A 26,395-nucleotide genomic window follows, 5' to 3' on the forward strand; every position below is an offset into this window, starting at 1 on the left:
GGTGTTTTATTTGACCTAAGTCGCGAGGCTCGCTATAAAGAATAACCGCGCAGTACCCACGGATATATCTCCCTACCTTTCGCATTTATTGCTTAAATTCCCACCACATTGGTTTTATGTAAGTTAAGTAATTAACACCAATACTTTATTAACTAAAAACAAGTTAATCTTTTCGTAACAATCTTTTAATTTGCAAACCGAAAATTTAACGTTCACCTGCAAAGTACAAAGATCAGGATCAGAATGACTCACTCTAAAAAAATCGTGTCTGCCCTTTCGCTGGCAGCGCTGCTTGTTTCTTCAGTGGTCCACGCTGAAAACGCACCAGAAAAAACCGATGTGCTGTTGATTGGCGGCGGCGTCATGAGCGCCTCACTGGGAACCTGGCTACAGGAACTGCAACCAGGCTGGAAACAGCTGATGGTTGAGCGTCTGGATGGCGTGGCGCTGGAATCCTCTAACGGCTGGAACAACGCCGGTACCGGTCACTCTGCGAATATGGAACTGAACTACACGCCAGAGCGTGCAGACGGTTCAATCGACGTGAGCAAGGCGCTGGAAATCAACGAGTCCTTCATGATTTCCCGTCAGTTCTGGACCTCACAGGTTCAGCGTGGTGTGATGCATGACCCGCGTTCATTCATCAACTCTACGCCGCACATGAGCTTTGTCTGGGGCGATAAAAACGTTGAGTATCTGACTAAGCGTTACGATGCACTGCAGAAAACCACCCTGTTCCAGGGTATGAAATTCTCAACCGATCACAAGCAGATTGAGCAGTGGGCTCCGCTGGTGATGGAAGGTCGCGATGCCAATCAAAAGGTGGCAGCCACCTGGACGCCAGTAGGTACTGACGTTAACTACGGTGAAATCACCCGTCAGTTGATTGGTAGCCTGAAGAAAGACCAGAACTTCAAATTAGAAACGTCTTCAGAAGTCACTGATTTCAAACGCAACAGCGATAACTCATGGCATGTCACCATCAAAGATGTGAAGAGCGGTGAGAACCGTTCGGTTGACGCGAAATATGTGTTTATCGGTGCAGGCGGCGCGGCAATCAAACTACTGCAGAAAACCGGTATTCCTGAAGCGGATAACTACGGCGGCTTCCCGGTAGGTGGCTCGTTCCTGATGACCGAAAATCCAGAAGTGACCAGCCGTCACCTGGAAAAAGTGTACGGCCAGGCTTCAGTCGGTGCGCCACCGATGTCTGTTCCACACATCGATGCCCGTAATCTGGACGGTAAGCGCGTGGTGCTGTTTGGACCGTTCGCGACCTTCTCTACCAAGTACCTGAAAAACGGCTCACTGTTCGATCTGTTAAGCGCCACCACCACCAGCAACATCATGCCAATGACTCACGTCGGTATTGATAACTTTGACCTGGTGAAATACCTGATTGGTCAGGTGATGCTGAACGACGACGATCGTTTTGCCGCGCTGAAAGAGTACTACCCGAACGCACGTAAAGAAGACTGGAAACTGATCCAGGCGGGTCAACGCGTTCAGATCATCAAGAAAGATGCGGATAAAGGCGGCGTGCTGAAACTCGGTACTGAAATCGTGACCGATCAGCAGAAAACCATTGCTGCTCTGTTGGGTGCATCACCAGGTGCTTCTACTGCTGCACCAATAACCCTCGACGTGATGAAGAAGTTGTTCCCGGAGCAGTTCGCTTCTCCTGAATGGCAAGAGAAGATCCGCGGCATCATCCCAAGCTTCGGTCAGAAACTGAACGGCAACACTGCGCTGACTCAGCAGGTCTGGGACAACACCGCAGCTACGCTGCAGTTGACCAAACCACCGGTGATCAACATGGGTGACCAGTCAGTTGCTCCTACGCAGGCTAAGCCTCGCGCAGAATCCGCTAAGCAGGATATGGCGCTGTAATTTTCCCTCGTGTTATTGAAGAAAGCCGGACAATGTCCGGCTTTTTTTTTGCTTTTAATAAGGCAATGACGCAGGGCAGACAGCAATCTTTAGCGTGCTAAAATTAACTTTCATAAAATGAGGCAAAGACATGGCTAAATCTGCATCATTAAGTGTTGCTAATAAGGTATGCGAACTGGCCGAGGTTCACCGGGTGACTACTCAACAAGATGGTATTAGTCGTATGGCTGTAGCCATCACTTGCGTGACCGAAGACATAGTTGAACTTGATATGATCGAACAACTTCTGGTTAATCTTAAGAAAAAAGGCATTTTGACCAAGGTAGAAGCATTGGAGATACAAGGTTTCTACCTGCGTGAAAGAAGACAATTCAGTAAGGTTAGCGCAGAGCGCTGTGAAGCAAGAATCGAGGACAGACAATGAAGATTTTGATGGTTCTGACATCACATGATGAGTTGGGTAACACCGGCAAAAAAACCGGATTCTGGCTGGAAGAGTTTGCCGCACCCTACTTCGTGTTTAAAGATGCTGGCGCCGAAGTGGTGTTGGCTTCTCCGGCTGGCGGACAACCGCCACTGGATCCAAAGAGTGATTTACCTGAATTCCAGACTGCAATGACCGCACGCTTCAAATCTGATGCGGCGGCACAACAGGCGCTGGCCAATACCGTGAAGCTGGCAGGCATCGATCAGCAAGATTTCGATACCGTCTTTTACCCTGGCGGCCACGGTCCACTGTGGGATCTGGCGGAGTCAGCAGACTCCATCCAGTTGATTGAATCTTTCGATCGTGCCGGTAAACCGATTGGTTTTGTCTGCCATGCACCGGGCGCGTTGCGTCATGTGAAAGCTGCGAGCGGTGCTCCGTTAATTCAGGGTAAGCAGATCACTGGTTTCACCAATAGCGAAGAAGCGGCCGTTGAACTCACCGACGTGGTGCCTTTCCTGATTGAGGATGAGTTCATCAAACTGGGCGCGCATTATCAAAAAGGCACGGACTGGGCGCCGTTTGTCGTAGAAGACGGTAATTTGATCACCGGGCAAAATCCGGCCAGCTCAGAAGATGTTGCCAAAGCACTGCTGCTGCAACTGGCAGCACAACAGCCGTAATCGCGTAATCGCGTTGAAGCGCATCACTGCTCTGGCGGTGATGTGCCTCCTTCTTGTTAACCACCCCATTAATGAAATTTTCTCATAGGTGCTAGTAGACTGGCGCACCTAATCAATCCCTTCCGCCTTTGTTAAGCTACTCCGCAACCCCTTTTCCATCACTGTATTCAAGCCCTGGCACCGCACAGGTCCTTTCCTTTCCTTATAAAAAGACACTATGGATATCAAAACTGCAACGCATCCTCCGGATATGAAAACCGGCATCACCTTTATTATTATTCTTAGCGCGCTGATGGCATTCACCTCGCTCTCAACCGACATTTATCTTCCTGCCATGCCCGCGATGTCAGCCGCGTTACACGGCGATTCGGAACTGACGGTCACCGGATTCCTGATTGGCTTTGCCATCGCACAGTTAATCTGGGGCCCGATTAGCGATCAACTCGGCCGAAAAGCACCGCTGTATATAGGCATGAATATCTTTGCTGTCGGTTCTGCGGGATGCGCACTCTCCAGCGACATGACTCAGATTGTCTTCTGGCGCATCATTCAGGCCGCTGGCGCCTGCACCGGCCCGATGCTGGCGCGTGCGATGATCCGCGACCTTTTCACCCGCACGCGTGCTGCGCAGATGCTGTCGACGCTGATCATTGTCATGGCGATTGCGCCTATCGCGGGGCCATTAATGGGCGGGCAAATCATTCGTTACTCCCAATGGCCGGTGATTTTCTGGTTTCTGGCGGTAGTCGGCGCATTGATGTTCGTTTCACTGCTCTGGCTTCCTGAAACACTGCCGGCAGAAAAAAGGGTAAAGGCGTCACCACTGCAAATAATGCATAATTATCGCGCGTTGCTGCAAAATACAAAATTTATGCGTTTTACCTTATGCGTCACTTTTTACTACGTTGCCGCTTACGCCTTTATTGTTGGATCGCCTGCGGTGTATATCAGCTATTTCGGTATAGATCCGCAATATTATGGTTGGCTGTTCGCCATTAATATCCTTGGACTGGTGACGGTCAGCACCGTCAATAAACGTTTAGTGCAAAAGGTACGGCTTGAGACGCTGCTGAAATCCGCCTCTTTTATCGCCGCGCTGATGACATTAGTGATGTGTTTTGTACTGAAAACGCATCCGGCTGCGTTGGCGGGATTGGTCATCTGTATTTTTATCTTTTTCTCGATGAACGGGATTATTGCGGCTTCTGCCACCGCGGCTGCGCTGGATGCCGTGCCGAATGCCACGGGTTCTGCCTCTGCGCTTATCGGTTCATTGCAATACGGCAGCGGAATTGTTTCCTCACTGCTGCTGGCCGGACTTAACAACGGCACGCCATGGATCATGGTGAGCATTATGACAGTATTCACCCTGCTCAGTTTTCTCAGCACTCTTGGCGGTGGGAAATCTCAGCCCAAAATGGCAGAAATTTAATGCTACGGTGAAACATTAAATATGGCATTAAACATTTGGTGCGGTGAGTTCAGCATGCAATTGCTAAATTTAAAATAGTCGGTAACGTCGTGGCTTCATCTGCTAATAAAAACAAGCGAGCTTAATTAATGAGCAATATCCAGTCTTCATTCCTTTCTTACACCGTGGATAACGATACATTTGAAGGTTATTTAGTTTATCAGGCTGATAATAACCATGCTCAACCGGGGATTCTTATTGCTCCCAACTGGATGGGTGCCACCGCTGATGCAGCTGAACAAGCCAAAGCCATTGCCGCCCACGGCTATGTGGTGCTGGTGGCTGACCTGTACGGTCAGGGTCAACGCCCAACCAACGGCGAAGAAGCAGGCGCGATGATGATGGCAGTGAAAGACACACCAGCCGAAGTGGCGCGCATGCAGGCAGCCCTCAGCGCGTTGCGCACCCAAACCATAGCCCCCGTCAACGCGGATCACGTTGCGGCTATCGGTTTCTGCTTCGGCGGCCATTGCGCGCTAGAACTGGCACGCAGCGGCGCGGATATCAAAGCGGCCGCCTCTTTCCATGGTACGCTGGATACCCAAGGCGCTTATGACAGTCATACGATTCAGGCTTCACTGCTGGTGCTGGACGGCGCGGCCGATCCCCTGGTGCCGCGCGAGCAGTTAGCCGCCTTCGCGAATGAGATGAACAGCAAGGGCGTTGACTGGCAGTTGGTGAGCTTTGCGGGTGCGGTGCACTCATTCACCGATCCTAAAGCCGACAACGCTGGTGTGTCACAGTATCACCCGGAAGTCACTCAGCGTGCTTTCAAACGCCTGTATCAATTGCTGGATGAAGTGTTTTAATGACGCGGCGGGAGGCCAAATGGCCTCCCGATATTTTCCCGCCCTTTAGCGCCCGCGTAAAATCCCGCTATCAACGGCCGCCACACTGGTTTTGCCGCAAAACGCCATCGACAGATCAAACTCATTACGGATAATGTTCAGCGCTGTGGTCACCCCAGCTTCACCCATCGCCCCCAATCCATACAGCATACTGCGTCCGATATAGGTGCCTTTGGCGCCTAACGCTATCGCTTTTAATACATCCTGCCCGGAACGAATGCCGCCATCAAAATGCACTTCAATCCGATCGCCAACCGAAGCCACAATTTCCGGCAGCAACGTAATAGACGAAGACACGCCGTCCAGCTGACGCCCACCATGGTTGGAAACAATCAACGCATCGGCCCCCGCTTCGACCGCCAGTTGCGCGTCGGCGACATCCATTATGCCCTTCACAATCAACTTGCCGCCCCAGTGCCGCTTAATCCATTCGATATCTTGCCAGGAAAGGCGTGGGTCATACTGTTGTGCCGTCCACTCCACCATCGAGTCAATGTTATCCACACCGCTTACATGCCCGATGATATTGCCAAAATTACGATGTTTGGTATTCAACATCTGCCAACACCAGCGCGGTTTACTGGCGATATTGAGCACATTGCGCAGCGTCATTTTTGGCGGCGTAGAAAGGCCATTCTTGATGTCTTTATGGCGCTGACCAAATACCTGTAAGTCCATGGTCACCACCAACGCGCTGCAGTTGGCCGCTTTGGCACGATCGATCAGATTTGCCACGAACGTCCGGTCGCGCAATACATAGAGCTGGAACCAAAAAGGATGTCCCTTTGTGGCCTGCGACACGGTCTCCAGCGAACAGATGCTCATGGAAGAGAGCGTGAAAGGAATGCCGAATTTTTTTGCTGCGCGTGCTGCATGTATTTCGCCATCGGGATGGATCATGCCGGTGAGCCCAGTCGGGGCAATCGCAACCGGCATAGCGACATCGTGCCCAATCATTCGGCTTGCCGTACTGCGCTCAGCAATATCAACCGCGACACGCTGACGAAATTCGATGCGGCGTAAATCAGCTTCGTTGGCGCGATAGCTATATTCCGTCCAGGAACCTGCATCGACATAGTCATAAAACATCTTTGGCACGCGTTTACGCGCCAGTTGCCGTAATTCTTCAATACAGGTAATGGTCACTTTTCCACCTGATAAAAAAGCGGCTAAACAAGATAACATTTAGCCGCCTGCGATCACGCAAATACACACACAGATAACTTACGATTTCTCGTAGTCGGTATAGGCATTTTGCAGCACGATATGATCGGCAATATATTTAGCATCATGCCATACGCCATAAATAAAGGAGGAGGCACGATTTACCAGATTCGGTAAGCCAAGGAAATAAATGCCGCGCTCCGCAGAAATACCACGTTTATGGAAAGGCACACCTTTTTCATCAAACGCATCCGCCTGCAACCAGCTAAAATCAAATTTAAAACCTGTTGCCCAGATAATAGAGGTGATACCGGCCTCGGCCAGGTTTAATAGTGTTAAAGGATTGATCAGGCAGTCTGGGTCGGACAATAACTCCCAGGCCTGTGGCTCCAGCGGCAGATCCAGACCGTTACGCTCGATATAAGCATCGGCATCTCGTAGTACGTCGAAATAAGCTTTATCGCCTTCGGCAATATTCTCAGCCAGCCCATCAGCAAAGCTCAACACGCCGTTATCCCATTGCTGCGTGATCCCGACCAGGGTAATGCCCATATGAGCCAGACGACGAAAATCAACCGTTTTACCGCCTTCATAGCCACTCACGGCAAAGGCAACGTGCTGTTTTTTGGGCTTGATTTTCACTTCATCCCACAAGCCTAAAGCCCCCAGCCACCAGCAGTAGTCACGGTCACGATAAGAGCGTGGTGGGCGATAATGTTCGCCGACCGACAGATAGACTTTGCGGCCCGTTTTACCCAGCTCTTCAGCGATTTGTGAGCCTGACGCGCCCGCGCCCACCACCAGCACGCCGCCTTCTGGCAACTGCTGCGGGTTCTTATAGGAAGAGGAATGAATCTGATGCAGGTTGGCACTGTCCGGCACGATTTGCGGGAATGAAGGCTTCTGGAACGGGCCTGTTGCCGCCACCACATTATCCGCTTCAAATTCTCCAATAGAGGTCAGCACTTTAAAGCCACTACGTCCCGGCAGACGTTCAACCTGATGCACTTCAACACCAGTGCGTACCGGCGCATTGAGCATTTTGGCATAATCTTCGAAATATTGAGCCATGCGCTCTTTAGGAGGGAAAGCTTCCTGAGAAATATTATCGAATTTCATTGAAGGAAAACGATCGTGCCAGGCAGGGCCATTGGCTACCAGTGAATCCCAGCGCTCCGAACGCCAGCGCTCTGCAATACGGTTGCGCTCAAATACAATATGCGGGACACCCATCAATGAAAGATGTTCACTCATTGCAATGCCCGCCTGACCTGCACCGACAATTACGGTATTAATTTTTTCTACTGACATGTGAAACCCCTAAATAGATATGAACACGATGATTTATAAACCATCGTAATCATTGTTCGCGTTAACGCTAAGCAAGCTTTCTTAATTCAGCGCTTAGGTAAAACCTAAGCGCCTTGTTAACAATTAGTGGCGGGATTCAACATTTAATACCTTCCCGAGGCCCAGGAACTTATTCGCAATAATCAGCATGGCAGCCGTTACCGTAATATAAATCACTGATAACGCTGCCAGCGTTGGATCAGCAAATTCACGCACATAGTTGTACATGGCAACCGGCAAGGTCTGTGTTGCCTGGGTGGTAATAAACAGCGACGCTGTAAATTCATTAAAAGAGAGAATCGCAGCAAACATCCAGCCGCCAAACAGGCCCGGTAAAATCAACGGCACCGTAATGGTCCACACGACCCGCAGTGGCGAAGCACCCAGACTGGCTGCCGCCATTTCAATACGCTGTTCGAGGTTCTTGAGCGAAACGTAGACGCTGCGCAATACAAACGGCAGTACCAGCACAATGTGGCAGAAAATCACCAGCGGATAACCGCGCCCGAGGCCCAGCTGTGACACCAGCATCAGCAGGCCTAAACCGATAGTGAAATGCGGGATAAACAGTGGCGACAGTAAAATACCTTCCAGCACGCGCTTACATGGAAAGGAATAGCGCTCAATGGCAATCGCCAGCGTTGCACCGATGATCACCGCCAGCGAGGATGCCCATGCGGTGACGATCAGTCCGGAATAAAAGCCGTGACGAAAATCATCATAATTCACCGCACGCTCGAACCAACGCAGCGACCAGCCTTTTGGCGGGAAGAACAGTACCGCAGTGCTACTGAACGAAGAGATAAACACCACGATGGTGGGCAGCATGACAAAAATAAGGATGGCGGCTACCAGCAAACGTCCGGCCAGCGTCACCAGTTTATCGTTCATCGAACGGGTCATATTAATGTTCTCCCATAACGTGCAGGAAGCGGGTCAGGCGTTTCAATGCCATCAGCAGCAGGATGGTCAGAATCAATCCGGCAATACTCAGCGCGGCGGCAAACGGGAAGTTCATTGACGAGAAACCAAGCTGATAAACCATGGTTGCTACAGTGCTCACACGTCCGCCACCAATCAACTGAGGCGTGGCGAAGGCACTGAAGGTCCAGGCAAATGCCGTGGTCAGACTGGCCACTATTCCTGGGATTGATAATGGGATCGTCACCGTTAATAAGGTACGAACGGGTCCGGCACCGAGACTGGTTGCCGCTTTTTCATAGTCAGGGTTGATATGTGACAGCGCCGTGGCCAGCATCAACACCATGATCGGCATAGTAACGTGCACCAAAGCCACAACCACACCGCTCTGGGTGAACATAAACTGTATCGGTTTTGAGATGACACCGAGCGCCAGCAGCAGGCTATTCAGGAAGCCACTGTTTCCCAGCACGATAATCCACGAGTAAGTACGCACCACTTCACCGAGAAACAGCGGCGTAATCGCGATAATCAGAATCGTCGACTTGATCCAGGTGGTGCGAGTGCGCACCAGCGCATAGGCCAGTGGGTAACTCATCAACAAGCCAAAGATGGCGGTTTTGGCACTCAACATCACCGTGTTAATAAAAGCATCGGCGTAAATGCTTTTCAGCAGTGCGTTAAAGTTTGCCAGGGTAAATCCGCCCACGTCGAGCGAACCGGGAATATAAGCCCGCACGCTAAACTGCATCACCGCGAACATGGCCACAACCAGTCCGAGTGCAGTCAGTGTGGCGGGAATAATGAACCAGGGTAAGAATGTCGGTTTTCTCGTCATAGACGTTGCTGCCTGAATAAAAGTGTTGCTTGTGGGCGGCTGGTGGCCGCCCGTGATGAACGAATCAATGAGACATGATGTTTTCAGAGAACCACTGACGCCATTCGGCCGTTTTCTCGGCACGCAGTTGTGGGTCGGTGTTGATGGTGGCATTCCACTGCGCTGGCGTGGTCAACATGCCCGGCAATTTCGCCAGTTCTGGATCGATATGCGCGTTGGTCACCGTTGGGCTGCCACGATAGATCTTCGCCACCTGCTCCTGAATTTCTGGTTTCAGCGCGATATTCATGAACTTGTAGGCCAGATCGGCATGTTTGGTGCCTTTGTTGATACCCACGGTGTCCACACCCAAAATGGCACCTTCTTTCGGTATCGCCAGTTTGATGTTCACCCCTTCGGCCATCATGCTGTAGGCATTCATCGACAGCATGACCTGCACAGGCGTTTCACCGGTGGAGATCAGCTGCTGGCTATTAGCGTCATCGGTATAGAAGGATTTGATGTTCGGGATCAGAGCTTTCATCTTCGCCTCGCCCTGCTGCCAATGTGCGGCATCAGCCCCTGAGAGTTTGGCGGAAACGGCAATAATATGGCTTGGGTCCCAATCTGGCAGGGCCAGCGTGCCTTTCAGCTCTGGTTTCCACAGGTCATTCCAGCTGGTGAAGGTTTCACCTTTCGGTACCAGATCAGGGCGATAACCAATGGTGTACACATAGCCCCACACGCCGAGGTGATACGGGCTGACCTTCGCCTGCTCAACCAGATTCACCGCGTTAGGAATTTTGCTCATATCGAGCTTTTCAAACAGGCCGCTATTGGCATACAGATAGCCGACGTGCGCGGTGGTAAAGGTCACATCCGTCTCCGGTGTGCCACCTGCCAGCTTGGCTTTGTTCAAACGGTCAATGGTGCCGCCGGTGACAAACTGCACCTCGACGCCGGTTTCTTTGGTGAACTCTTTGGCGATGGTTTCATCAATCAGGTCTTTAAAGCTGCCGCCCCAGGTGCTGACAATCAGCTTGTCGGCGGCCATTGCATTACCTGCAGTTAATACACTCGTCGTCAGCAACGTTAAGGCACAAATCTTACGCAACATATTCTCGTCCCCAATGAATGAAATGGCTGTAACAGCAAGGTGAAACGCGATGCACCAAAACAGTGCTATCGGACTCTTCTGGTGTTGCTGGGATAATGCCGTTGCGAGGTGATTCGGTAAAACAGCCTTTTCCTCGCCCTTGCATCAGAATTTCTGAGGCTAAAAATGACGCTGCTTTACAACGGATTTTCTTAACCAGTGATGAGGCAGAAGCGAATGGGCGTGACGGAGCGGTCAGGCGATTATGCTGTTAACCGGCCTCTGGCATGATTTATGCAGGGTCATCGGGACTATTAGAATGACTGGCGCGACACGATCGCGTCGGCGATCCCAGGAGAATCTGCATGCTCAGTCGCATCACCCAGCGTCAGCTGGAATACTTTGTCGCATCCGGTGAGGCCGGAAGCATTATTGGTGCCTCGGAACGTATCCACGTTTCATCACCGTCGATTTCCGCAGCCATTACACATATCGAATCTGAGCTGGGGGTGCAGCTGTTTGTGCGTCACCATGCGCAGGGCGTCTCCCTGACCGCCATTGGTCATCAGGTATTGAAAGAGGCCAAACTGATTCTCGATCAGATGACCAACCTCTATACCATCGCCTCTGAATCACTGAACAACGTGCGCGGCCCTTTGCGCGTGGGTTGTCTGGACACGCTGGCACCGATGCTGACACCGGAACTGGTGTTTGGCTTTGGTCGCGCGTTCCCTGGCGTACGGATTAGCCTGGTCGAAGGCAACCACGAGCAAATGCTGAAGCAATTACGTTCGGCGGATATCGACATCGCCCTCACCTATGATTTAGTGCCCGCCAATGACGTGGCGTTTAAATCCCTGGCGCAGTTACCACCGTACGTGATGGTGGGCGAGCATCATCCATTGGCGACACAATCGGCAGTGACCATTCAGGACCTGGCGACGATGCCGATGGTGTTGCTGGATATGCCATGGAGCCGCGAATATTTCCTCGGCCTGTTCAGTGAAGCGGGTGTGGCGCCGAATGTGGTGATGCGTTCGAGCAATATGGAAGTGGTGCGCGCCATGGTGGCGAACGGCGTAGGATTTGGCATCGCCAACGTGCGCCCGAAAGCGCACTTGTCACAGGATGGCAAACGTCTGATCCGCGTGCGCCTGGCGGGCGTGAACAAACCGATGCAACTCGGCTATGCCACCATGGCCAACACTCAGCAATCCATGGTGGTAAACGCCTTTGCCGAGCGTTGCCAGATGTTCATCTCCGATCAATACATTCCGGGCATGGCAGCACCGAGCTATTTCGATCCGCAAGTGGTGCGTGTGGCCTGAACCGCTTAATATCCGCGTTCCGGGAACACCTGATTGGATACCGCTTCCCCGCACGCGGCGCGCTGAATATTTTCAGCAACCTGTAACGCTGCGCTGGCGGGAATGGCGACAGAGGCCAGATGGGGGGTAATTAACACATTCTCCATACGCCACAGCGGATCTTCCGGCGGCAACGGTTCGCGGTCAAACACATCCAGTGTGGCTTCGGCGATATCTCCCGATTGCAGCGCGTAGGTCAGCGCAGCCTGATCAACAATGGCGCCGCGTGAGACATTGATAAAGGCCGCCCCCTTTGGCAGTTGCGCCAGCCGTTGTTGGCTGAGCAAACCGGTGGTACTCGGCGTTAATGGCAACATCACGACCAAAATGTCGCTTTGACTGAGGAAATCATCCAGCGATGCCAGCCCGTTGCTGCATTCAATACCAGCAATGGTTTTTTGCGAGCGTGACCAGCCGCGTACAGTAAACCCCTGCCGTGCTAATTCCTGCGCCGCAAAAGCCCCTAACTCTCCCAAACCCATCACGCCAACCCGTACGCTTGATGGCACCCGAGGATGAAGGTAGTGCCAGCGCCCCTCGCGTTGTGCCCGCTCAAATGCCGGAATATCGCGTGCATAGCGCAACACCGCAAACAGCACATAGCCGGCCATCATTCTGGCCATATCAGGATCGGACAGGCGGATAATCGGAATATCCGGCAGATCGTCGCGCCCCACCAGCGAATCGACACCCGCCCCGAGGTTCACCAATAGCTTAAGATTGCGGTACGGGGCAAAAAAACCGTGCGGCGGTTTCCACGCCAGCGCGAAATGCACATCGTTTGCGTCCTGAACCTCCTCTGCTCGGCAAATTGTTACACCGGGAAGATGTGGGGCCAGCAGTGCTGACCACTCGGAGAAACTGTCAAACTCGCTGTAAAACACCAGGGTTGTCATGCCACATCCGCCTTAATTAGCGTGACCACCGCATCAATGGCCAGTTCGTAGCCCAACACGCCGAGTCCAGCTATCACACCAGTTGCCGCTTTGGACACCATGGAGTGATGGCGGAACGGCTCACGCTTCCAGATGTTACTCATGTGCGCTTCGATGATCGGGCCATCAAACATCAGCAATGCATCCAGGATCGGCACTGAGCTGTAGGTCAACCCGGCTGCATTGATAATCAGCCCGGCGCCGTTTTGTCGCGCTTCCTGAATCCAGTCAACCAGCACCCCCTCATGGTTACTTTGACGAAACTGCAATACCACGCCATGTGATTCTGCGCGGCGCTGGCAACGTTCACCGATGCTGACAAAACTTTCGCTTCCGTAGGTGCCGTTTTTATCCAGGCCATACAAATTGGCATTGGGTCCATTCAGAAAATAGATTTGCGGTGACATGAAAACTCCTGGTTAAACGTGCGGACGCGTTGCGGCCATTGCCGGATGGTCATCAAAACGGGCGAACCATGCGGCAGTCAGCGGATAGCTATCACGCCAGTTAAGCGTCGCGAAACGAAAATCGAGATAGCCTAGTGCACAGCCAATCGCAATCAGACCAATATCATCAGGCTGATGGCTGAATTGCGAAACCTGTCGTTCGATTTCTGCCAGAGCGGCTGAGACTTTTTTCAACTGCGCGTCGGCCCAGTTCTGCCACTGTTTCTCTTCCGGACGTGCGCTAAATTCGTAGCGTGCCAATAAAGCGGCATCGATTAAGCCATCACCTAATGCCTGTCGCGTCAGGCTTTGCCAGCGCGCATCCCCTGATGTGGGGAACAGCGTACCTTGTGACAGCGTGTTCAGATATTCACAAATGACGCGGCTGTCATACAGACACAATCCATGATGGGTTCGCAATGCTGGCACTTTCGCCAGAGGATTAAACGCCGTGATCCTTTCATCTCTTTCGATAGGATGTGCCGCCGAATCCAGCCACTCGATGGCGTCGGCTAAACCCAACACCTGTGCACAGACCAACACTTTGCGAACATACGCCGAGGTGCTGGCGTAAAAGAGCTGCATCATGGCGCCACCTTTAATAGCACTTTGCCGATGTTGGCGTTGGCTTCAAGAATGCGATGGGCGTCGGCAGCCTGTGCCAGCGGAAGTGTCTGATGGATGACCGGGGAAATTTTTCCGCTCGCTATCAGTGGCAGCAGATGTTTGCTGATGTTTTGCGCCAGCCGTGCTTTCTCTGCAGCGCTTTTGGGACGCAAAGTGGATGACGTCAGGCTTAACCCTTTGCGCATCACCAGTTGTAAGTCGAGTTCAATTGTCGCCCCCTGCATAAACGACAAACTTACGTGACGTCCGCCTGGTGCCAGAACGCTCAGGTTCCGCGCCACGTAGTCGCCACCCACATTATCCAGCACCACATCCACGCCGCGGCTTTGGGTTTCATCCTCAATGACGGAAACAAAGTCTTCGTGATGTCGGTCAATGGCACGGCAGACACCGAGTTGCTGCAGCGCGGCAATTTTGTCGGCACCACCAGCGGTGGCGAATACCTGCGCACCGCAAGCCTGAGCGCATTGAATCGCAAATGTTCCAACTCCGCTGGCTGCGCCATGGATCAATACGGTTTCACCCGGCTGCAGACGGCCGAGCTCGAACAGGTTGTGCCAGACGGTAAACGCGGCTTCCGGCACGCCAGCTGCCTGATCCAACGGCAAGCTATCCGGAACGCTCAGGCAAAGTTCGGCACGCGCGACACCATAGTCGGCGTATCCGCCACCGTTGAGTAACGACATCACGGCGCTCCCAATCGCCGGGTATTCGACACCCGCGCCGAGTGCGACCACGATGCCTGAGACCTCCAGCCCGAGAATATCGGTGGTGCCTGGCGGTAGCGGCATACCGTTACGCTGCATAATATCCGGGCGATTAACGCCGGCACAGCTGACGCGAATCAACACTTCTCCAGCCGCCGGTTGCGGCACAGGACGGCTAACCGATGCCAACACTTCTGGACCGCCAGGCTGGCGTGCTATCACGGCGTTCATCATTTCAGGTAACATCGATTATCCTTGCTTCGCCGCGCTAAACGCACAAACGCCTTCATCATCAACGCTCACGCCCACCACACTGCCCACTGGCCAGCGCGTCAGGGAATCGAGTCCGGACTGGCGCGCAAATAACGTCGCGCTGCCCAGCGCCGGCGCATCAAGATGCACATCCACATGATCGCCCTGGAAAACATGGGTGATCACCGTGGCACTGAACAGGGAGTGCGGGCTCAGCGGTGCCAGTTGCAGGTTTTCTGGACGCATGTAGACATCAAGGCGCTCGCCCACATGGGCATTTACACGTTCTGCAGGAAGACGCAGTTTATTGCCACCTAGCTCTATAACGGCGGTGCTGTCGCGGCCAGCGTAATGGCCTGGCAAGATATTCACATCGCCGACAAATCCCGCGACAAAAGGATCCTGCGGCCGGCGATAGATGTCATCCGGCGTACCAATCTGGCGCACGTGACCTGCGGACATTACCACCACGCGATCGCTCATGCTCAGTGCTTCGCCCTGATCGTGGGTAACAAACACCGTGGTGACGCCGAGTTTGCGCTGAATCGCTTTCAACTCGACCTGCATGGATAAACGCAGGTTTTTATCGAGTGCGGAGAAGGGTTCATCCAGCAGCAGAACTTTCGGGCGAATCACCAACGCACGCGCGAGGGCAACACGCTGTTGCTGTCCGCCAGAGAGTTCACGCGGCTTGCGCTGACCGTAGCCCGCCAGTTTAACCAGCGCTAATGCTTGTTCCACGCGCTCAGCGATTTCCGCTTTGGGCACACCGCGCATACGCAAACCATAACCGACATTCTTCTCGACGGTCATATGCGGGAACAGCGCGTAATTCTGGAAGACGATACCGATTTCACGCTGATAAGGGGGAATCTCGGTGACCAGATCGCCATCAATAAAGATCTCACCGCCATCTGCTTCGGCGAAGCCTGCCATCAGGTTCAGCAGCGTGGTTTTGCCGCAGCCTGATGGGCCGAGCAGCGTAATAAACTCACCTTCTTCGATGGTTAGTGAAATTTTGTGTAGCGCAATGGCATCGCCAAAGCGTTTAAGTACGCCATCCAGTTGCACGGCAACGTTGGCTTTATTGGCTACAGGATGCAGCACGTCGGGCTGCGGGAACGGGGTGACTTCTGCACTGACCATGGACTCTCCAGAAACGGGCTAATTTTGCTTGCCACCAGCATACGGTGAATGCGCGCATCATGCGGTTAGTGCTTCCTGAAGCTGGTGTTTGGAAAAGTTAAAGCAGGTAAATCGGCTGCGCGCGGCCTGATAACCGCGCCCTTCAGCCAGGAGTAATTGATGAAAACAGGGACGAAATAACTGAAGGGTGCGGCTCAATAAGCAAGCACAATGAGTGACAATGTCACTTTAAAGACACATCCACTCCGCCAACCGCCGCAACATGGCATCGCAGGCGGTCAGTTGTTCCAGGCTGATAAACTCATCGGGCTTGTGCCCTTGCGCCATACTGCCAGGACCGCATATCGCACTTGGGATGCCAGCCTGATGGAATAATCCGCCCTCGGTGCCAAACGCCACCGTGCTAAAGCGGTCTGAACCGGTCAGGTGTGCAATCAAGCGCGCTGCGGGACTCTCCGCGTCAGTATATAAACCGGGATAGCCGCTGATAGGAGTGAAACGAATCGACGTGTCGCGATTTACGGCCTGCATACGGGGCAACAGGTCGCGCTGTGCGTAACGCTGCAGTTCGTCTGCTACCTGTTGCGCATCATCTGTGGGTAAGGTGCGAACTTCAAAATCAAAACTACATTCTGCAGGCACAATATTCAGCGCCCGCCCGCCCTGAATCACGCCGGTTTGCACGGTGGTATAAGGCGGATCAAAACGCGCATCCTGATTTTCCGCAGCAGCCAGTCGATCACCCATCTCGGTTAGTCGATGAATCAATTTCGCCGCGTACTCGATAGCATTCACGCCTTGCGGTGCATAAGCAGAGTGGCACGCCGCGCCCTGCACTTCACATCGCATGCCCAGTTTGCCTTTATGGCCCAATACCGGTTGCAGCTCTGTGGGTTCGCCGATGAGGCAAAAGTCCGGCTTTTCCGGGCGCTGCGCTAAAGCATCCAGCAGGGTTCTGACGCCGAGGCAACCCACTTCTTCGTCATATGAAATCGCCAGATGCAGCGGCTGAGTCAGAGGTTGTGCCAGGAAATGCGGCACGGCAGCCAGCATGCAGGCGATAAAGCCTTTCATATCCGCGGTGCCGCGCCCATAGAGCTTGCCCTCACGCTCGGTCAGCGCAAAAGGCGGAACGCTCCATGCTTGCCCATCCACAGGCACCACATCGCTGTGCCCTGAGAGCATCACGCCGCCCTTGCCAGCGGGACCGAGCCTGGCATACAGATTAGCTTTACTGCGCTCAGCGTTATGAATCAGTTCGCAGTTCACACCAAGATCGGTCAGATAGCGCCAGACAAAGTCGATCAGCGCCAGATTGGATTCGCGGCTGGTGGTATCAAAGGCCACCAATTGCGCGAGTATTGTACGGCTGGTCACCATAGAAGCTCCTTGAATCACTCGTCGCCGGGTACGCCATAGCTGGGGGCTTTAGTGGGATCCAATGCGCGAATCACGTAATCCTGCATCTGAGGCTGATAAGCCTGCCACAACGTGTTTAGTTCATCGATAGGCTCGCCCTCCGTCCAGTCAATGCGCAGATCAACGATAGGCCAGACAGGTTCAGCCACTATTGACAGCGCGGCTGAATGCACCGGTCCGGCCTCTCCTCCCGCCGTCATCCCCGCCTGCATGGCACAGATCAGGCGATCGGCGAGGTGCCCCTCGCTCTGCTCAAAGGCGTCAACCATCGCGACGATCACCTCGGGATTGGCGAGTAAATTTCCTGCCGCCACGCAATCTATGCCACTCAGCGCGTGGTTCACTCCCAAGGTTTTTTCTCCGCTGAAGCAGGCACTTTGCCCATCAGCCGCCAGCACGGTGACCTGACGATAGTGGTGATAGTCGTCAGATGCCAGCCCGGCGGCTAAGGCGGCCTGAGCAGATTGTCCCTGCTGCAGCTGGTCAAGAATGCGCGGGCCCAGCGCCGGTAAGGTGATGTTCTGAGTGGAAACGGCGCCCACCTGGGTGCGTAACCAAGGGCAGCGCGCGCCGACGGCAATACTGGATGAACTAATGGCGATACCCATCTGACCGGTCTCGGCACAGCGTCCTACAATCGATAACGTCATGATCAGGCTCCTGTTTGTGGCTGCCAGTCGTCCGGGATAACCGCGATCACATCAATTTCCATTAGCCACTGCGGCTGACCCAGCCCTGAAATCACCAGCCCGGTAGAGATCGGATACACACCCTTCAGCCATTTGCCCACAACCTGATAAACCGGCTCACGATAGCGCGGGTCAATAATATAGGTGGTGGTTTTGACGATGTGTGACAGGTCGCTGCCCGCCTCTTCCAGCAACTGCTTGACGTTCTTCATCGCCTGATCGGCCTGTGCAGCCGGATCGCCAAGTCCAATCAGATTGCCCTCGAAGTCAGTGCCAATCTGACCGCGTACGTAAACGGTATTGCCGGCACGCACAGCCTGGCAAAGATCGTTGTCGAGGTTTTGATTAGGGTAAGTTTCTTTGGTGTTGAATTTGCGGATGCGTGTATGTGTGCTCATGTCTGCCTGCGGAGATGAATGGATGTCCCGCAAGATATACCTCGCGATGCGTGGCAGAGAAAACAGCATTAACCGAGGTGTTGGTTAAGTAAATCCTAACCCGTCTATTACGTCCTGCAGGCAGGCATCTGCCATCGATAATTTGAGGGGGCCGTACCTTTCGCTACGGCCATAGTGAATAGAGTGAAGGGTGATGCATCATCCTTCACTGACTAACCTGGCTCAGGCATAGAGTTCTGCTTTACCCGCCGAAGAGAATAAACGCATCTTGTGAGCGACAACTTCTCTCGCTGCTGCCATCGGTTTAAGGAACAATTCACTCGGTTCATGACTGCCACGTTTAATCTCATCTTCGAGCGCAACAAAGAACGCTTTCTTCATGTCGCTGGAGATATTGATTTTCCCTACACCGTGCTGAATAGCTTCTGCCACTTCACTGTCTTTATTGCCTGACCCGCCATGTAATACCAGCGGAATATCCACGCGTGCAGCGATCTCTTTGAGTCGTGGGATATCCAGTTTCGGCTGTTTGCCAACAGGATAAAGGCCATGTGAGGTTCCAATCGCCACTGCCAGTGTATCGACGCCGGTTTCTTTAACGAACCGTGCTGCCTGGTCAGGATCGGTATAAAGGATCTCACTGTGCCCTCCTTCCGAACTGCCTTCAGCAACGCCGATGGTGCCCAACTCCGCTTCGACTGAAACCCCTGCTGCATGCGCTATTTCCGTCATTTTTCGCGTCAAGGCGATGTTGTCTTCAAACGCAAGCAAAGAGGCATCAATCATCACCGAGGTATAACCGGTCTGAATGGCTTTGATATTGTGTTCCAGTGACTGACCATGATCCTGATGAATAACCACCGGCACGCTGGCTTTAGCGGCTAGTTCGCGTAAATAAACAATAAAGGCATCACCGCAAAAATCATGCTCAACCGGATGCACTTCAAGAATTACTGGTGAACGTAACTCCTCTGCTACTTCAATCACCAGGCGCGCGAATTCTGCTGAAGCGATATTAAAGGCCCCCACGCCAAACTTATTATTTTTAGCCACGCTCAAAAGATTCTTCATGTTGATTAACATCTTTCACTCCTTCAGTCAGGGTCTGATTAACGTCTTTTTTAATGACACGTAGGATTACTGCAGTGAACAAAGCCCCAGCAGCAATCGCGAAGATATAAGCGAGTACATGTGTAATTACATTAGGAATAAACAGTACGAACACCCCGCCGTGTGGTGCGCGAGAAGCACAGCCAAGCCCCATAGAAAGTGCACCGGCTAAACCAGAACCTGCACAGATGGCGGGAATAACGCGCAGTGGGTCAGAAACTGCGTAGGGAATAGCGCCTTCGGTGATAAATGAGAGCCCTAATACATAGGTGACTTTTCCGGTTTCACGCTCTTGCGCCGTAAATTTACGTTTGAATAACGTGGTCGCCAGTGCAATACCGATCGGAGGTACCATGCCCGCAGCCATACAGGCCGCAATCGGTTCATAGATTCCTGTCGACATTAATCCGATGGCAAACATACAGACGGTTTTATTTAACGGCCCACCCATATCAAATGCCACCATAATGCCAATCATTAAGCCCATTACCGCAGCATTCATATTCCCCATGGTTTGCAAGAAGGTGGTCAATGCCTCTAGCAACAATTTGATAGGCTGACCAATAACCAGAATCATCAATGCTCCGGTCAGTAGCACCGTCAATAATGGAACGATCAGAATGGGTTTGAGCCCGGCTAAGGCTTTAGGCAGTTGAATATATTTTACGACAAAAAGCGTGGTATACCCGGCGAGAAACCCTGCAAACAAGGCACCTAAAAAACCAGCGCCGGTATGCACCGCTAACATGCCGCCTACCGCGCCAGAAACAATACCGAGGTTACCGCTGATGGATTTGCTGATCCCGAGGGACAATATCGGCAGCATTAGCGCGAAAGCCGCGCCGCCTCCGACATCGGATAACATTTTGGCGATGGGGCTGAAATTCGCATCACCCGGCGTAGCGGCCGTGATGCCGAATGAGAAACTGAGTGCAATTAAAATCCCGCCAGCCACCACAAACGGGATCATCAGATTCACGCCAGTGATCAGATGGATATAAAGTTGAGAGGCTAATGACTTTCCACCAGAGAAATTGGGTGCATCATCAATCCTGACTGAGGAGGTCTCACCGGCTAATTCGGGTTTTAGTGCACCGTTCAGAATATTATTCAACAAGCCAGTGGCATCCTTTGCTGCACGTGCCACCGGAACTTTGAATATACGTTTTCCTTTAAACCTTCCGGTATCAATTATTTTATCCGCCGCGATCAGTACTGCGTCGGCATTATTAATATCATCGTCAGTGAAATGGTATTCACTCTCCACTGCCCCATGGGTTTCCACTAAAATATCTATACCCATTTTAGCCGCGCTCTTTTTAAGATTCGCTTCGGCGATATAGGTGTGTGCTACGCCTGTTGGACAGGCGGTAATCGCAATGAGTCTCATGATAAAACTCCCGATAGGAAAGTTTATAATCCGGTATTGTTGACAATTAAGCGGTACAACGCTTCATTACTCTCCGCCTGCATAAGTTGCTCAACAATTTCATCATCACCGAGTGCGACTGACACACTGGCTAATACTTTAATATGCCCGATACCGCTGTCCGCGTTTCTGACGGCAAACAGAATAACCAGGCGGACGGCAACGTCATCTTCTGTTTCCCAATCTACAGGGTGCCGGAGCTGGGCCACCGCCATACGCGTTTCGCGCACGGCTGACGACTTACCGTGGGGGATGGCAACCTGATTATCAAAGCCGGTTGGGCCAAGTTCTTCACGTGCCAATACATCGCGAATAAAGAGGGATTTATCGCTAATAATATTCTCTGCAAGTAGCAATTGTGACAGATACTCGATCACCTCTACCTTATTGCCTGCCACTAAATCGGTAACAACGCAGGAGCGGCTAAGAATATCTGAGACTACCACTTTATCGAGCATCATCATTCTCCTTTATATTTTCTGCGGAAATTATCTTTTCAGAAACTCTTGCAATATCTTTTTTCGAAAACAGCGCTGAGACATAGGCAATCGGCAACTCAACGTCTTCTAATTTGATGGTTGATACAATGAGATCGCAGTTTTTTATGCCTAATGTGGCACTCAACTGGCTTCCAGGCACAATGTCGACGATTTCCCACTCAGGGAATGCACGATTAATACGGCTGGCCAATAGCTGAGATGTGCCAACGCCGCTGGAACAAACAATGATGATATTCTTACAGGCACTGAATTTCTCTAACGCAGTCTGAATATAGAGCGTGAGGTAAGCGACTTCATCGTCAGAAGTGGTCGGATAGTCATACTTAACGCTCAGTTTTTCCGTGGCATATCTGACAGATTCAAACGCGCGGCCAAACTCCGATTTAATGTCCTCTAATAGAGGATTATGAATAGCGATGCCATACTCGAGACGGTTGAGCATCGGCTTAATATGCTGAGCCAAATCACGGCGTAGTTTTGTGTCCAGGCTAAGGTTGAGACCGAGTTCCTGCGAGCAGACGGCGATAAATCTGCAAGCGTATTCATCCGCTTCACCCTGTTGCGGTAAAGCACTTGCTGCATCAGCCCTCAATACATGATGGCCGGATGAAATAATATATTGATAGATATAACTGACTTCGATTTCTGGCAGGCGCAAATTGTACTCTTGTTCCAGCCATGCCACGGCTTTCTCTGCGATCATCCACTCTTTGCAACTGTGTCGATGAAAGCTTGTGATCGTGGGTTGCTCCGCTAAGCCAGAGACGCGCTGAATAGTCACCAACAGATGAGAGAATAAATTAGTGTAGTAAGGTTCACTGATGGCTATTGAGAGTTCACTTTCGATAGAGCCAATTAAAGAGGTACAATTTTCGACATTAACTTTCCCAAATTGATCCACTAATTTTGTGCGAGAAAAACGGTCAATCCGGCTATCTACCATTTGATAGTGGCTGAACACACTATTAGTAATAATCTCTTTTAACGCCATCCGTATATTCAGATCGTCACCGCAGAGATGCGTGCCGGAGTGGTCTTTCACCATTGTCAAAGCAAACCCAGCCACCCAAAGCTCTACTTTCTTCAGGTCTTCGACAATGGAAGAGCGACTCACATAATATTTTTCGGCCAACGCACTGATGGAAATCGGCTGAGGCGACTGCGTTAATAAATCGGTCGCAATGCCGACTAAACGCTTGGTGGAAAAAATCTCACCCTTTACTCCTGTAACACTGACTTGACCACGATTAAAAGGTGAACCGCCATCATAACGCAGCCCCAGGCCTGGCTTGCTTTTAATGTGGCTATTCTGATCACCAAGAGACGTATTGATCACATCAATATCACGGCGTAAAGTGCTCACCGAGATCGCAAAAGATTCCGCAACACGATTTGCGGCTATCCAATCGTTTTCAGCCACGAGATAATCGATAATTCCGCTTTGTCTCTTGTTCAGTGTTGTCATTATTGAAGACCCTGCGCTATTCCATAAATAGCGTTATAAAAGGTTTCAATCGCGGCTTAAATACTAAATGATGGACAGATTGTGGACATATCATTGAACACTTAAATTTCTTTCCGTGGGTGTTCCCCTTAAAAGAGAGATGTCGGCGAGATCAGGCTTTTCTGATGACGTGTTAATAATGACAGGGTTATCAATTTGAGAAAATTGGTGGCTTGAAAGCTTATCTAAGTTTTAAAAATGTGACATTAAAACTGGCAATGCCTCGTTTAAGCGCTACACCTCACAACCCGCTGAACCAGCGTGACATTAAAATCTTTAACGATACAGTTCAGAGGATTTTCGCAAATCTGACCGCCTTTTCGCGGTCAGATAGAGAAACTATAAGCTGGCTATGCACGCATTAATGCCCCGACCAGATCACCCGCAGGCATTTCACGCGCCAATGCTGCACCCTGCCCAGCCCACTGCGCGCCGAAGCCGTGGTGCTGTTTCGCTGTAGCGGCAGCAGCCAGCGCTTTGCCCAGCGAATAGGTCAACGGATAATCCGGCACGTCACTGGCGGCGAAGTCACGGCTAAAATCGCAGAAATCATTGCGTAAACAGCGCGCCTGGCGGCCAGAAATCGCAGCGGTAAGTTCGGTGCCGGTTGCACTGGCCTGCTTCATTGCCTCGCGATAAGCCGCGTTTGCCGCCGATTCGGGGCATAACACAAAGGCAGTGCCCAACTGCACACCGGTTGCGCCCAATTGCAACATAGCTGCGATACCCGCGCCATCCATGATGCCACCCGCCGCAATCACTGGATGCGCAGTTTGCTGACGAATCGCCTGCACCAGCGTGAAGGTCGACATTTGATGGTCGAAACCCTTAGGATCAAAATGTCCTCGATGCCCGCCTGCTTCAATCCCCTGCGCCACGATGAAATCGATGCCGCTGCGCGCGATGGTCATCGCTTCTGCCACACTGGTCGCGGTGGCCAGCAACACGATCCCCCGCGCTTTGAGTCGTTGAATCGCTGCCGAGGAAGGGATACCAAAATGAAAGCTCACCGCTGCTGGCAACGCCTGCTCAATCACGTTGAGCATCGCATCGTTATTCAGGAAGGTTTGATAAATCTCGGTAAGTGCAGCAGGTAACTCGGCTTCATAACGGGCAAACAACGGCGCAAAGCGATTGATCCACGCCTGCTCGCGCTCAACGTGGCGTTCAGCCGGTGCATGGCAGAAGAGATTAACGTTGATGGGGCCACGTGTGAGTGCCTGAGTTTTCGTGATCATCACCGCTGCCTGTTCGGGTGTGGATGCCCCCACACCGATTGAACCGAGCGCACCGGCATTGGTGACGGCGGCGGCCATTTCGGGGGTGGAGACGCCCGCCATCGGGGCCTGAATAAGCGGGTATTGCAGCTGAAGCGCCTGACACAAAGCGTTCGTCATGTTGCTATTCCTTTGATTTTGCAGTTCGGCGAACATAAAGTCCCCTTCTGCGGCACAGAAATCAACTCAAAGTTTGGACCAGGAATCTCAACAGCACAGCATGCAACGTGGAATGGGAAGCCGGACGAGAAAAAGAAGGGAAATTGCAGGGGGTAAAACAGAGAGGGCAAGTTGCGCCCTCTGAAGAGTTAGTAATTGAACTTACGCTTTTCTTCATCTTTTGCATTGGGCGCGGCAATTAAGTTCCACAGTGCCTTGCCGAGACGCAACAGAGTTTTACCCGGTTTGATGTAGGAATTCTCAATTATGCCATTACTCACCGCGCAGAATATCACATCAATTTTCTTCACACTTCCGCGCGCGCGATGCCTTCCATACGCTTTATGTGGGAGTGCCGTGCGTGCTATCAGATTACAGGTTGACCCTTTCATTTCAGCCTCACATTATATCCGTGAATTCGTAATGGAATAATTGCATCAGCACTCGATGTGGGTCAACCTGACGCCAAAGTGGAAATAATATAAAAACTCACTTTAATAGAATATTAATCACGCCACCCTGACAAAAAGCCAATAAAATCATATCCATAATTCATTAACAATTCATTCATATCCTTTTCTTATTTTTGTGAAATGGGACAGAATTGATGCTTTTCCTTATATCCAACCCGGCGTTTTCTAATCAGTGTTATCAGGTTGAGTCATGCAAATAATAAAGCCCACCGCGCTCTATTAGCGAGTGGGCCTTACCTATAAACAGCGCGGTCGTCACTGTATTAATCGTTCGACATCACGCCGTCGTTTACGGTAATCGGCGGGCGTTTCACCATACTGTTTACGGAACCAGGAAATAAGATGGGAAGCATCAGAAAAACCGCATGATTTCGCGACACTATTAATACTCACATTACTGCTGGTCATTAATTTGCGCGCATGCTCCAGCCGCATTTTGCGCCAGTGTACGGCCGCGGTATCACCGGTGCTGTGTAAAAATGCCTGGTTCAGCTGACGAAGGTTGATCTGCATGGCATGCGTCAGGGTTTGCAACGGTTCAGGAGAGGCCAGGTGCTGCTGCATATACACAACGGTGCGCTTTACCAACTCGTCATCATAGTTTTTTAGCTCCCCACCCATGCTGGAACGTGCTGTGGTAACTTGCCGCTTTTTACTCTCCTCCATCAGCAGGTACTTCTGCACTTTCTTCGCCCGCAACTCACCACAGTGCTGCAGGATGATATCCATTGCCAGGTCGCGAGCGGTACCGACCGGGCAGGAAATTACCCCACCGTCACTCAGGTAGGTTTGATCGATTACCGGCGTCACCGAAGGGAAGCGCTGGCGAAATTCATCGCGCGTCGTAAAGTGAATCGCACACTTCTTACCTTCCAGCAAACCTGCCTGAGCGGCCATAAAAGTCGCGCTGCACAAGGTAATGATGGGAATACGTCGCGCCTGTAACGATCGCATCGCCTCCAGCAGCCACGCTGGCGAATCGCGCGTCTCATCAAGCAGGCCACCGGCGAACACCACGTAATCCCACTGATCGTCCAGGTTAAAAGACGCAGTCGGGGTAATCTGCAAGCCGCAGCTGGATGTCACGGGCTGATTGTCGCAGCTCATCCACTCCCACTGACAGAAAATCTGGCGGCTGAGGAAAGACACATCCGCCGCAAAGCGGATGGGTTCGATCAGTTCAGACACACAGTGCAGCGTGAATTTGTTGATCAGCACAAAGCCGATGCGAATGTCAGGCCGCAGCGGCAATGCCTGTTCGTCAGTGGTCGGATTCGGATAATTGTCCAT

26 protein-coding genes are annotated in these 26,395 nt (G+C 52.0%); 6 read left to right on the plus strand and 20 right to left on the minus strand.

Translation table 11 applies throughout. From position 1 onward, the window contains the following. Positions 1–243: 243 nt before the first annotated feature. The 5 genes from mqo (at position 244) to ACXI0A_RS22235 (ending at position 5,280) form a co-directional block, all read left to right on the plus strand. Entirely contained in the window at positions 244–1,890 is a 1,647-nt protein-coding gene (gene mqo / locus ACXI0A_RS22215) for a malate dehydrogenase (quinone) (protein WP_224933166.1), read from the plus strand. 130 nt (positions 1,891–2,020) lie between these two features. Then, the gene (locus tag ACXI0A_RS22220; protein ID WP_224933165.1) at positions 2,021–2,314 is read left to right on the plus strand and encodes a hypothetical protein; all 294 of its coding nucleotides are present in this window, start codon (positions 2,021–2,023) and stop codon (positions 2,312–2,314) included. Further along, complete coding sequence (locus ACXI0A_RS22225) at positions 2,311–3,000, plus strand: DJ-1/PfpI family protein (protein ID WP_476147100.1); 690 nt, start codon at positions 2,311–2,313, stop codon at positions 2,998–3,000. The genes ACXI0A_RS22220 and ACXI0A_RS22225 overlap by 4 nt, the downstream gene beginning before the upstream one ends. A gap of 217 nt (positions 3,001–3,217) precedes the next feature. Then, positions 3,218–4,432 (plus strand): Bcr/CflA family efflux MFS transporter, encoded by a 1,215-nt coding sequence (locus ACXI0A_RS22230; RefSeq protein WP_476147099.1) that lies wholly within the window; start codon positions 3,218–3,220, stop codon positions 4,430–4,432. A gap of 128 nt (positions 4,433–4,560) precedes the next feature. Further along, a complete protein-coding gene (locus ACXI0A_RS22235; protein ID WP_476147098.1) occupies positions 4,561–5,280 on the plus strand; it encodes a dienelactone hydrolase family protein in 720 nt (239 codons plus the stop codon). Between the two features lie 45 nt (positions 5,281–5,325). On the opposite strand, the gene ACXI0A_RS22240 is transcribed toward ACXI0A_RS22235, so the two are convergent. The 5 genes from ACXI0A_RS22240 to ACXI0A_RS22260 form a co-directional block, all read right to left on the minus strand. Beyond that, positions 5,326–6,465: an L-lactate dehydrogenase gene (locus ACXI0A_RS22240; RefSeq protein WP_476147097.1), complete on the minus strand. Its 1,140-nt coding sequence runs from the start codon at positions 6,463–6,465 to the stop codon at positions 5,326–5,328. 78 nt (positions 6,466–6,543) lie between these two features. After that, positions 6,544–7,794, minus strand: coding sequence for an NAD(P)-binding domain-containing protein (locus ACXI0A_RS22245; RefSeq protein WP_476147096.1), 1,251 nt, complete (start codon positions 7,792–7,794; stop codon positions 6,544–6,546). A gap of 123 nt (positions 7,795–7,917) precedes the next feature. Then, on the minus strand, positions 7,918–8,736 hold the full coding sequence (locus ACXI0A_RS22250; protein WP_479485296.1) for an ABC transporter permease: 819 nt from the start codon (positions 8,734–8,736) through the stop codon (positions 7,918–7,920). Position 8,737: 1 nt separating this feature from the next. Continuing rightward, a complete protein-coding gene (locus tag ACXI0A_RS22255) occupies positions 8,738–9,592 on the minus strand; it encodes an ABC transporter permease subunit (RefSeq protein WP_476147094.1) in 855 nt (284 codons plus the stop codon). 64 nt (positions 9,593–9,656) lie between these two features. Further along, entirely contained in the window at positions 9,657–10,688 is a 1,032-nt protein-coding gene (locus tag ACXI0A_RS22260; protein ID WP_476147093.1) for an extracellular solute-binding protein, read from the minus strand. A gap of 344 nt (positions 10,689–11,032) precedes the next feature. On the opposite strand from ACXI0A_RS22260, the gene ACXI0A_RS22265 reads away from it, so the two are divergent. Next, positions 11,033–11,995 carry a LysR substrate-binding domain-containing protein gene (locus ACXI0A_RS22265; protein WP_476147092.1) on the plus strand — a complete coding sequence of 321 codons (963 nt, stop codon included), beginning with the start codon at positions 11,033–11,035 and terminating at the stop codon, positions 11,993–11,995. 5 nt (positions 11,996–12,000) lie between these two features. Here the strand turns inward: ACXI0A_RS22265 and ACXI0A_RS22270 are convergent, their stop codons facing one another. From ACXI0A_RS22270 to ACXI0A_RS22340, 15 genes are all read right to left on the minus strand, one after another. Further along, positions 12,001–12,930: an NAD(P)-dependent oxidoreductase gene (locus ACXI0A_RS22270; protein WP_476147091.1), complete on the minus strand. Its 930-nt coding sequence runs from the start codon at positions 12,928–12,930 to the stop codon at positions 12,001–12,003. Then, positions 12,927–13,376 (minus strand): type II 3-dehydroquinate dehydratase, encoded by a 450-nt coding sequence (locus ACXI0A_RS22275; RefSeq protein ID WP_476147090.1) that lies wholly within the window; start codon positions 13,374–13,376, stop codon positions 12,927–12,929. Before ACXI0A_RS22275 ends, ACXI0A_RS22270 begins: the two co-directional genes overlap by 4 nt. 12 nt (positions 13,377–13,388) lie before the next feature. Further along, positions 13,389–14,003, minus strand: a complete 615-nt coding sequence (locus ACXI0A_RS22280; RefSeq protein ID WP_476147089.1) for a glutathione S-transferase N-terminal domain-containing protein — start codon at positions 14,001–14,003, stop codon at positions 13,389–13,391. Then, positions 14,000–14,995, minus strand: coding sequence for a zinc-binding dehydrogenase (locus ACXI0A_RS22285; protein ID WP_476147088.1), 996 nt, complete (start codon positions 14,993–14,995; stop codon positions 14,000–14,002). The genes ACXI0A_RS22280 and ACXI0A_RS22285 overlap by 4 nt, the downstream gene beginning before the upstream one ends. Before the next feature lie 3 nt (positions 14,996–14,998). Then, the gene (locus tag ACXI0A_RS22290) at positions 14,999–16,147 is read right to left on the minus strand and encodes a polyamine ABC transporter ATP-binding protein (protein WP_476147087.1); all 1,149 of its coding nucleotides are present in this window, start codon (positions 16,145–16,147) and stop codon (positions 14,999–15,001) included. A 228-nt stretch (positions 16,148–16,375) separates the two neighbouring features. Next, positions 16,376–17,527 carry an acetylornithine deacetylase gene (gene argE / locus ACXI0A_RS22295; RefSeq protein WP_476147086.1) on the minus strand — a complete coding sequence of 384 codons (1,152 nt, stop codon included), beginning with the start codon at positions 17,525–17,527 and terminating at the stop codon, positions 16,376–16,378. A 14-nt stretch (positions 17,528–17,541) separates the two neighbouring features. Then, positions 17,542–18,216 carry a DUF1028 domain-containing protein gene (locus tag ACXI0A_RS22300; protein WP_476147085.1) on the minus strand — a complete coding sequence of 225 codons (675 nt, stop codon included), beginning with the start codon at positions 18,214–18,216 and terminating at the stop codon, positions 17,542–17,544. 2 nt (positions 18,217–18,218) lie between these two features. After that, the gene (locus ACXI0A_RS22305) at positions 18,219–18,653 is read right to left on the minus strand and encodes a Rid family hydrolase (RefSeq protein WP_476147084.1); all 435 of its coding nucleotides are present in this window, start codon (positions 18,651–18,653) and stop codon (positions 18,219–18,221) included. Between the two features lie 222 nt (positions 18,654–18,875). After that, positions 18,876–19,736, minus strand: a complete 861-nt coding sequence (locus ACXI0A_RS22310) for a ketose-bisphosphate aldolase (RefSeq protein WP_058961368.1) — start codon at positions 19,734–19,736, stop codon at positions 18,876–18,878. After that, on the minus strand, positions 19,699–21,153 hold the full coding sequence (locus ACXI0A_RS22315) for a fructose-specific PTS transporter subunit EIIC (RefSeq protein ID WP_476147083.1): 1,455 nt from the start codon (positions 21,151–21,153) through the stop codon (positions 19,699–19,701). Before ACXI0A_RS22315 ends, ACXI0A_RS22310 begins: the two co-directional genes overlap by 38 nt. Positions 21,154–21,176: 23 nt before the next feature. Then, positions 21,177–21,656, minus strand: a complete 480-nt coding sequence (locus tag ACXI0A_RS22320) for a fructose PTS transporter subunit IIA (RefSeq protein WP_476147082.1) — start codon at positions 21,654–21,656, stop codon at positions 21,177–21,179. Then, positions 21,640–23,157 carry a PRD domain-containing protein gene (locus ACXI0A_RS22325; RefSeq protein ID WP_476147081.1) on the minus strand — a complete coding sequence of 506 codons (1,518 nt, stop codon included), beginning with the start codon at positions 23,155–23,157 and terminating at the stop codon, positions 21,640–21,642. The genes ACXI0A_RS22320 and ACXI0A_RS22325 overlap by 17 nt, the downstream gene beginning before the upstream one ends. Before the next feature lie 389 nt (positions 23,158–23,546). After that, positions 23,547–24,593: a nitronate monooxygenase gene (locus tag ACXI0A_RS22330; RefSeq protein ID WP_476147080.1), complete on the minus strand. Its 1,047-nt coding sequence runs from the start codon at positions 24,591–24,593 to the stop codon at positions 23,547–23,549. A 188-nt stretch (positions 24,594–24,781) separates the two neighbouring features. After that, positions 24,782–25,024, minus strand: coding sequence for a hypothetical protein (locus tag ACXI0A_RS22335; RefSeq protein ID WP_476147079.1), 243 nt, complete (start codon positions 25,022–25,024; stop codon positions 24,782–24,784). A 336-nt stretch (positions 25,025–25,360) separates the two neighbouring features. Further along, positions 25,361–26,395, minus strand: a complete 1,035-nt coding sequence (locus ACXI0A_RS22340; RefSeq protein ID WP_476147078.1) for a helix-turn-helix domain-containing protein — start codon at positions 26,393–26,395, stop codon at positions 25,361–25,363.

The organism is Pantoea sp. C1E2, assembly GCF_056491465.1.

What these genes read in the sequence shown, in the direction of transcription:
- ACXI0A_RS22225 (WP_476147100.1), top strand. Translation starts at nt 2,311, where the DNA reads ATGAAGATTTTGATGGTTCTGACATCACATGATGAGTTGGGTAACACC.
- ACXI0A_RS22290 (WP_476147087.1), bottom strand. Translation starts at nt 16,147, where the DNA reads ATGGTCAGTGCAGAAGTCACCCCGTTCCCGCAGCCCGACGTGCTGCAT.
- ACXI0A_RS22335 (WP_476147079.1), bottom strand. Translation starts at nt 25,024, where the DNA reads ATGAAAGGGTCAACCTGTAATCTGATAGCACGCACGGCACTCCCACAT.
- ACXI0A_RS22265 (WP_476147092.1), top strand. Translation starts at nt 11,033, where the DNA reads ATGCTCAGTCGCATCACCCAGCGTCAGCTGGAATACTTTGTCGCATCC.
- ACXI0A_RS22270 (WP_476147091.1), bottom strand. Translation starts at nt 12,930, where the DNA reads ATGACAACCCTGGTGTTTTACAGCGAGTTTGACAGTTTCTCCGAGTGG.
- ACXI0A_RS22235 (WP_476147098.1), top strand. Translation starts at nt 4,561, where the DNA reads ATGAGCAATATCCAGTCTTCATTCCTTTCTTACACCGTGGATAACGAT.
- ACXI0A_RS22220 (WP_224933165.1), top strand. Translation starts at nt 2,021, where the DNA reads ATGGCTAAATCTGCATCATTAAGTGTTGCTAATAAGGTATGCGAACTG.
- ACXI0A_RS22305 (WP_476147084.1), bottom strand. Translation starts at nt 18,653, where the DNA reads ATGAGCACACATACACGCATCCGCAAATTCAACACCAAAGAAACTTAC.
- argE (WP_476147086.1), bottom strand. Translation starts at nt 17,527, where the DNA reads ATGGTGACCAGCCGTACAATACTCGCGCAATTGGTGGCCTTTGATACC.
- ACXI0A_RS22325 (WP_476147081.1), bottom strand. Translation starts at nt 23,157, where the DNA reads ATGACAACACTGAACAAGAGACAAAGCGGAATTATCGATTATCTCGTG.
- ACXI0A_RS22330 (WP_476147080.1), bottom strand. Translation starts at nt 24,593, where the DNA reads ATGACGAACGCTTTGTGTCAGGCGCTTCAGCTGCAATACCCGCTTATT.
- ACXI0A_RS22340 (WP_476147078.1), bottom strand. Translation starts at nt 26,395, where the DNA reads ATGGACAATTATCCGAATCCGACCACTGACGAACAGGCATTGCCGCTG.
- ACXI0A_RS22285 (WP_476147088.1), bottom strand. Translation starts at nt 14,995, where the DNA reads ATGTTACCTGAAATGATGAACGCCGTGATAGCACGCCAGCCTGGCGGT.
- ACXI0A_RS22300 (WP_476147085.1), bottom strand. Translation starts at nt 18,216, where the DNA reads ATGACGTTATCGATTGTAGGACGCTGTGCCGAGACCGGTCAGATGGGT.
- ACXI0A_RS22315 (WP_476147083.1), bottom strand. Translation starts at nt 21,153, where the DNA reads ATGAGACTCATTGCGATTACCGCCTGTCCAACAGGCGTAGCACACACC.
- ACXI0A_RS22310 (WP_058961368.1), bottom strand. Translation starts at nt 19,736, where the DNA reads ATGTTAATCAACATGAAGAATCTTTTGAGCGTGGCTAAAAATAATAAG.
- ACXI0A_RS22320 (WP_476147082.1), bottom strand. Translation starts at nt 21,656, where the DNA reads ATGATGATGCTCGATAAAGTGGTAGTCTCAGATATTCTTAGCCGCTCC.
- mqo (WP_224933166.1), top strand. Translation starts at nt 244, where the DNA reads ATGACTCACTCTAAAAAAATCGTGTCTGCCCTTTCGCTGGCAGCGCTG.
- ACXI0A_RS22245 (WP_476147096.1), bottom strand. Translation starts at nt 7,794, where the DNA reads ATGTCAGTAGAAAAAATTAATACCGTAATTGTCGGTGCAGGTCAGGCG.
- ACXI0A_RS22280 (WP_476147089.1), bottom strand. Translation starts at nt 14,003, where the DNA reads ATGATGCAGCTCTTTTACGCCAGCACCTCGGCGTATGTTCGCAAAGTG.
- ACXI0A_RS22230 (WP_476147099.1), top strand. Translation starts at nt 3,218, where the DNA reads ATGGATATCAAAACTGCAACGCATCCTCCGGATATGAAAACCGGCATC.
- ACXI0A_RS22275 (WP_476147090.1), bottom strand. Translation starts at nt 13,376, where the DNA reads ATGTCACCGCAAATCTATTTTCTGAATGGACCCAATGCCAATTTGTAT.
- ACXI0A_RS22260 (WP_476147093.1), bottom strand. Translation starts at nt 10,688, where the DNA reads ATGTTGCGTAAGATTTGTGCCTTAACGTTGCTGACGACGAGTGTATTA.
- ACXI0A_RS22250 (WP_479485296.1), bottom strand. Translation starts at nt 8,736, where the DNA reads ATGACCCGTTCGATGAACGATAAACTGGTGACGCTGGCCGGACGTTTG.
- ACXI0A_RS22255 (WP_476147094.1), bottom strand. Translation starts at nt 9,592, where the DNA reads ATGACGAGAAAACCGACATTCTTACCCTGGTTCATTATTCCCGCCACA.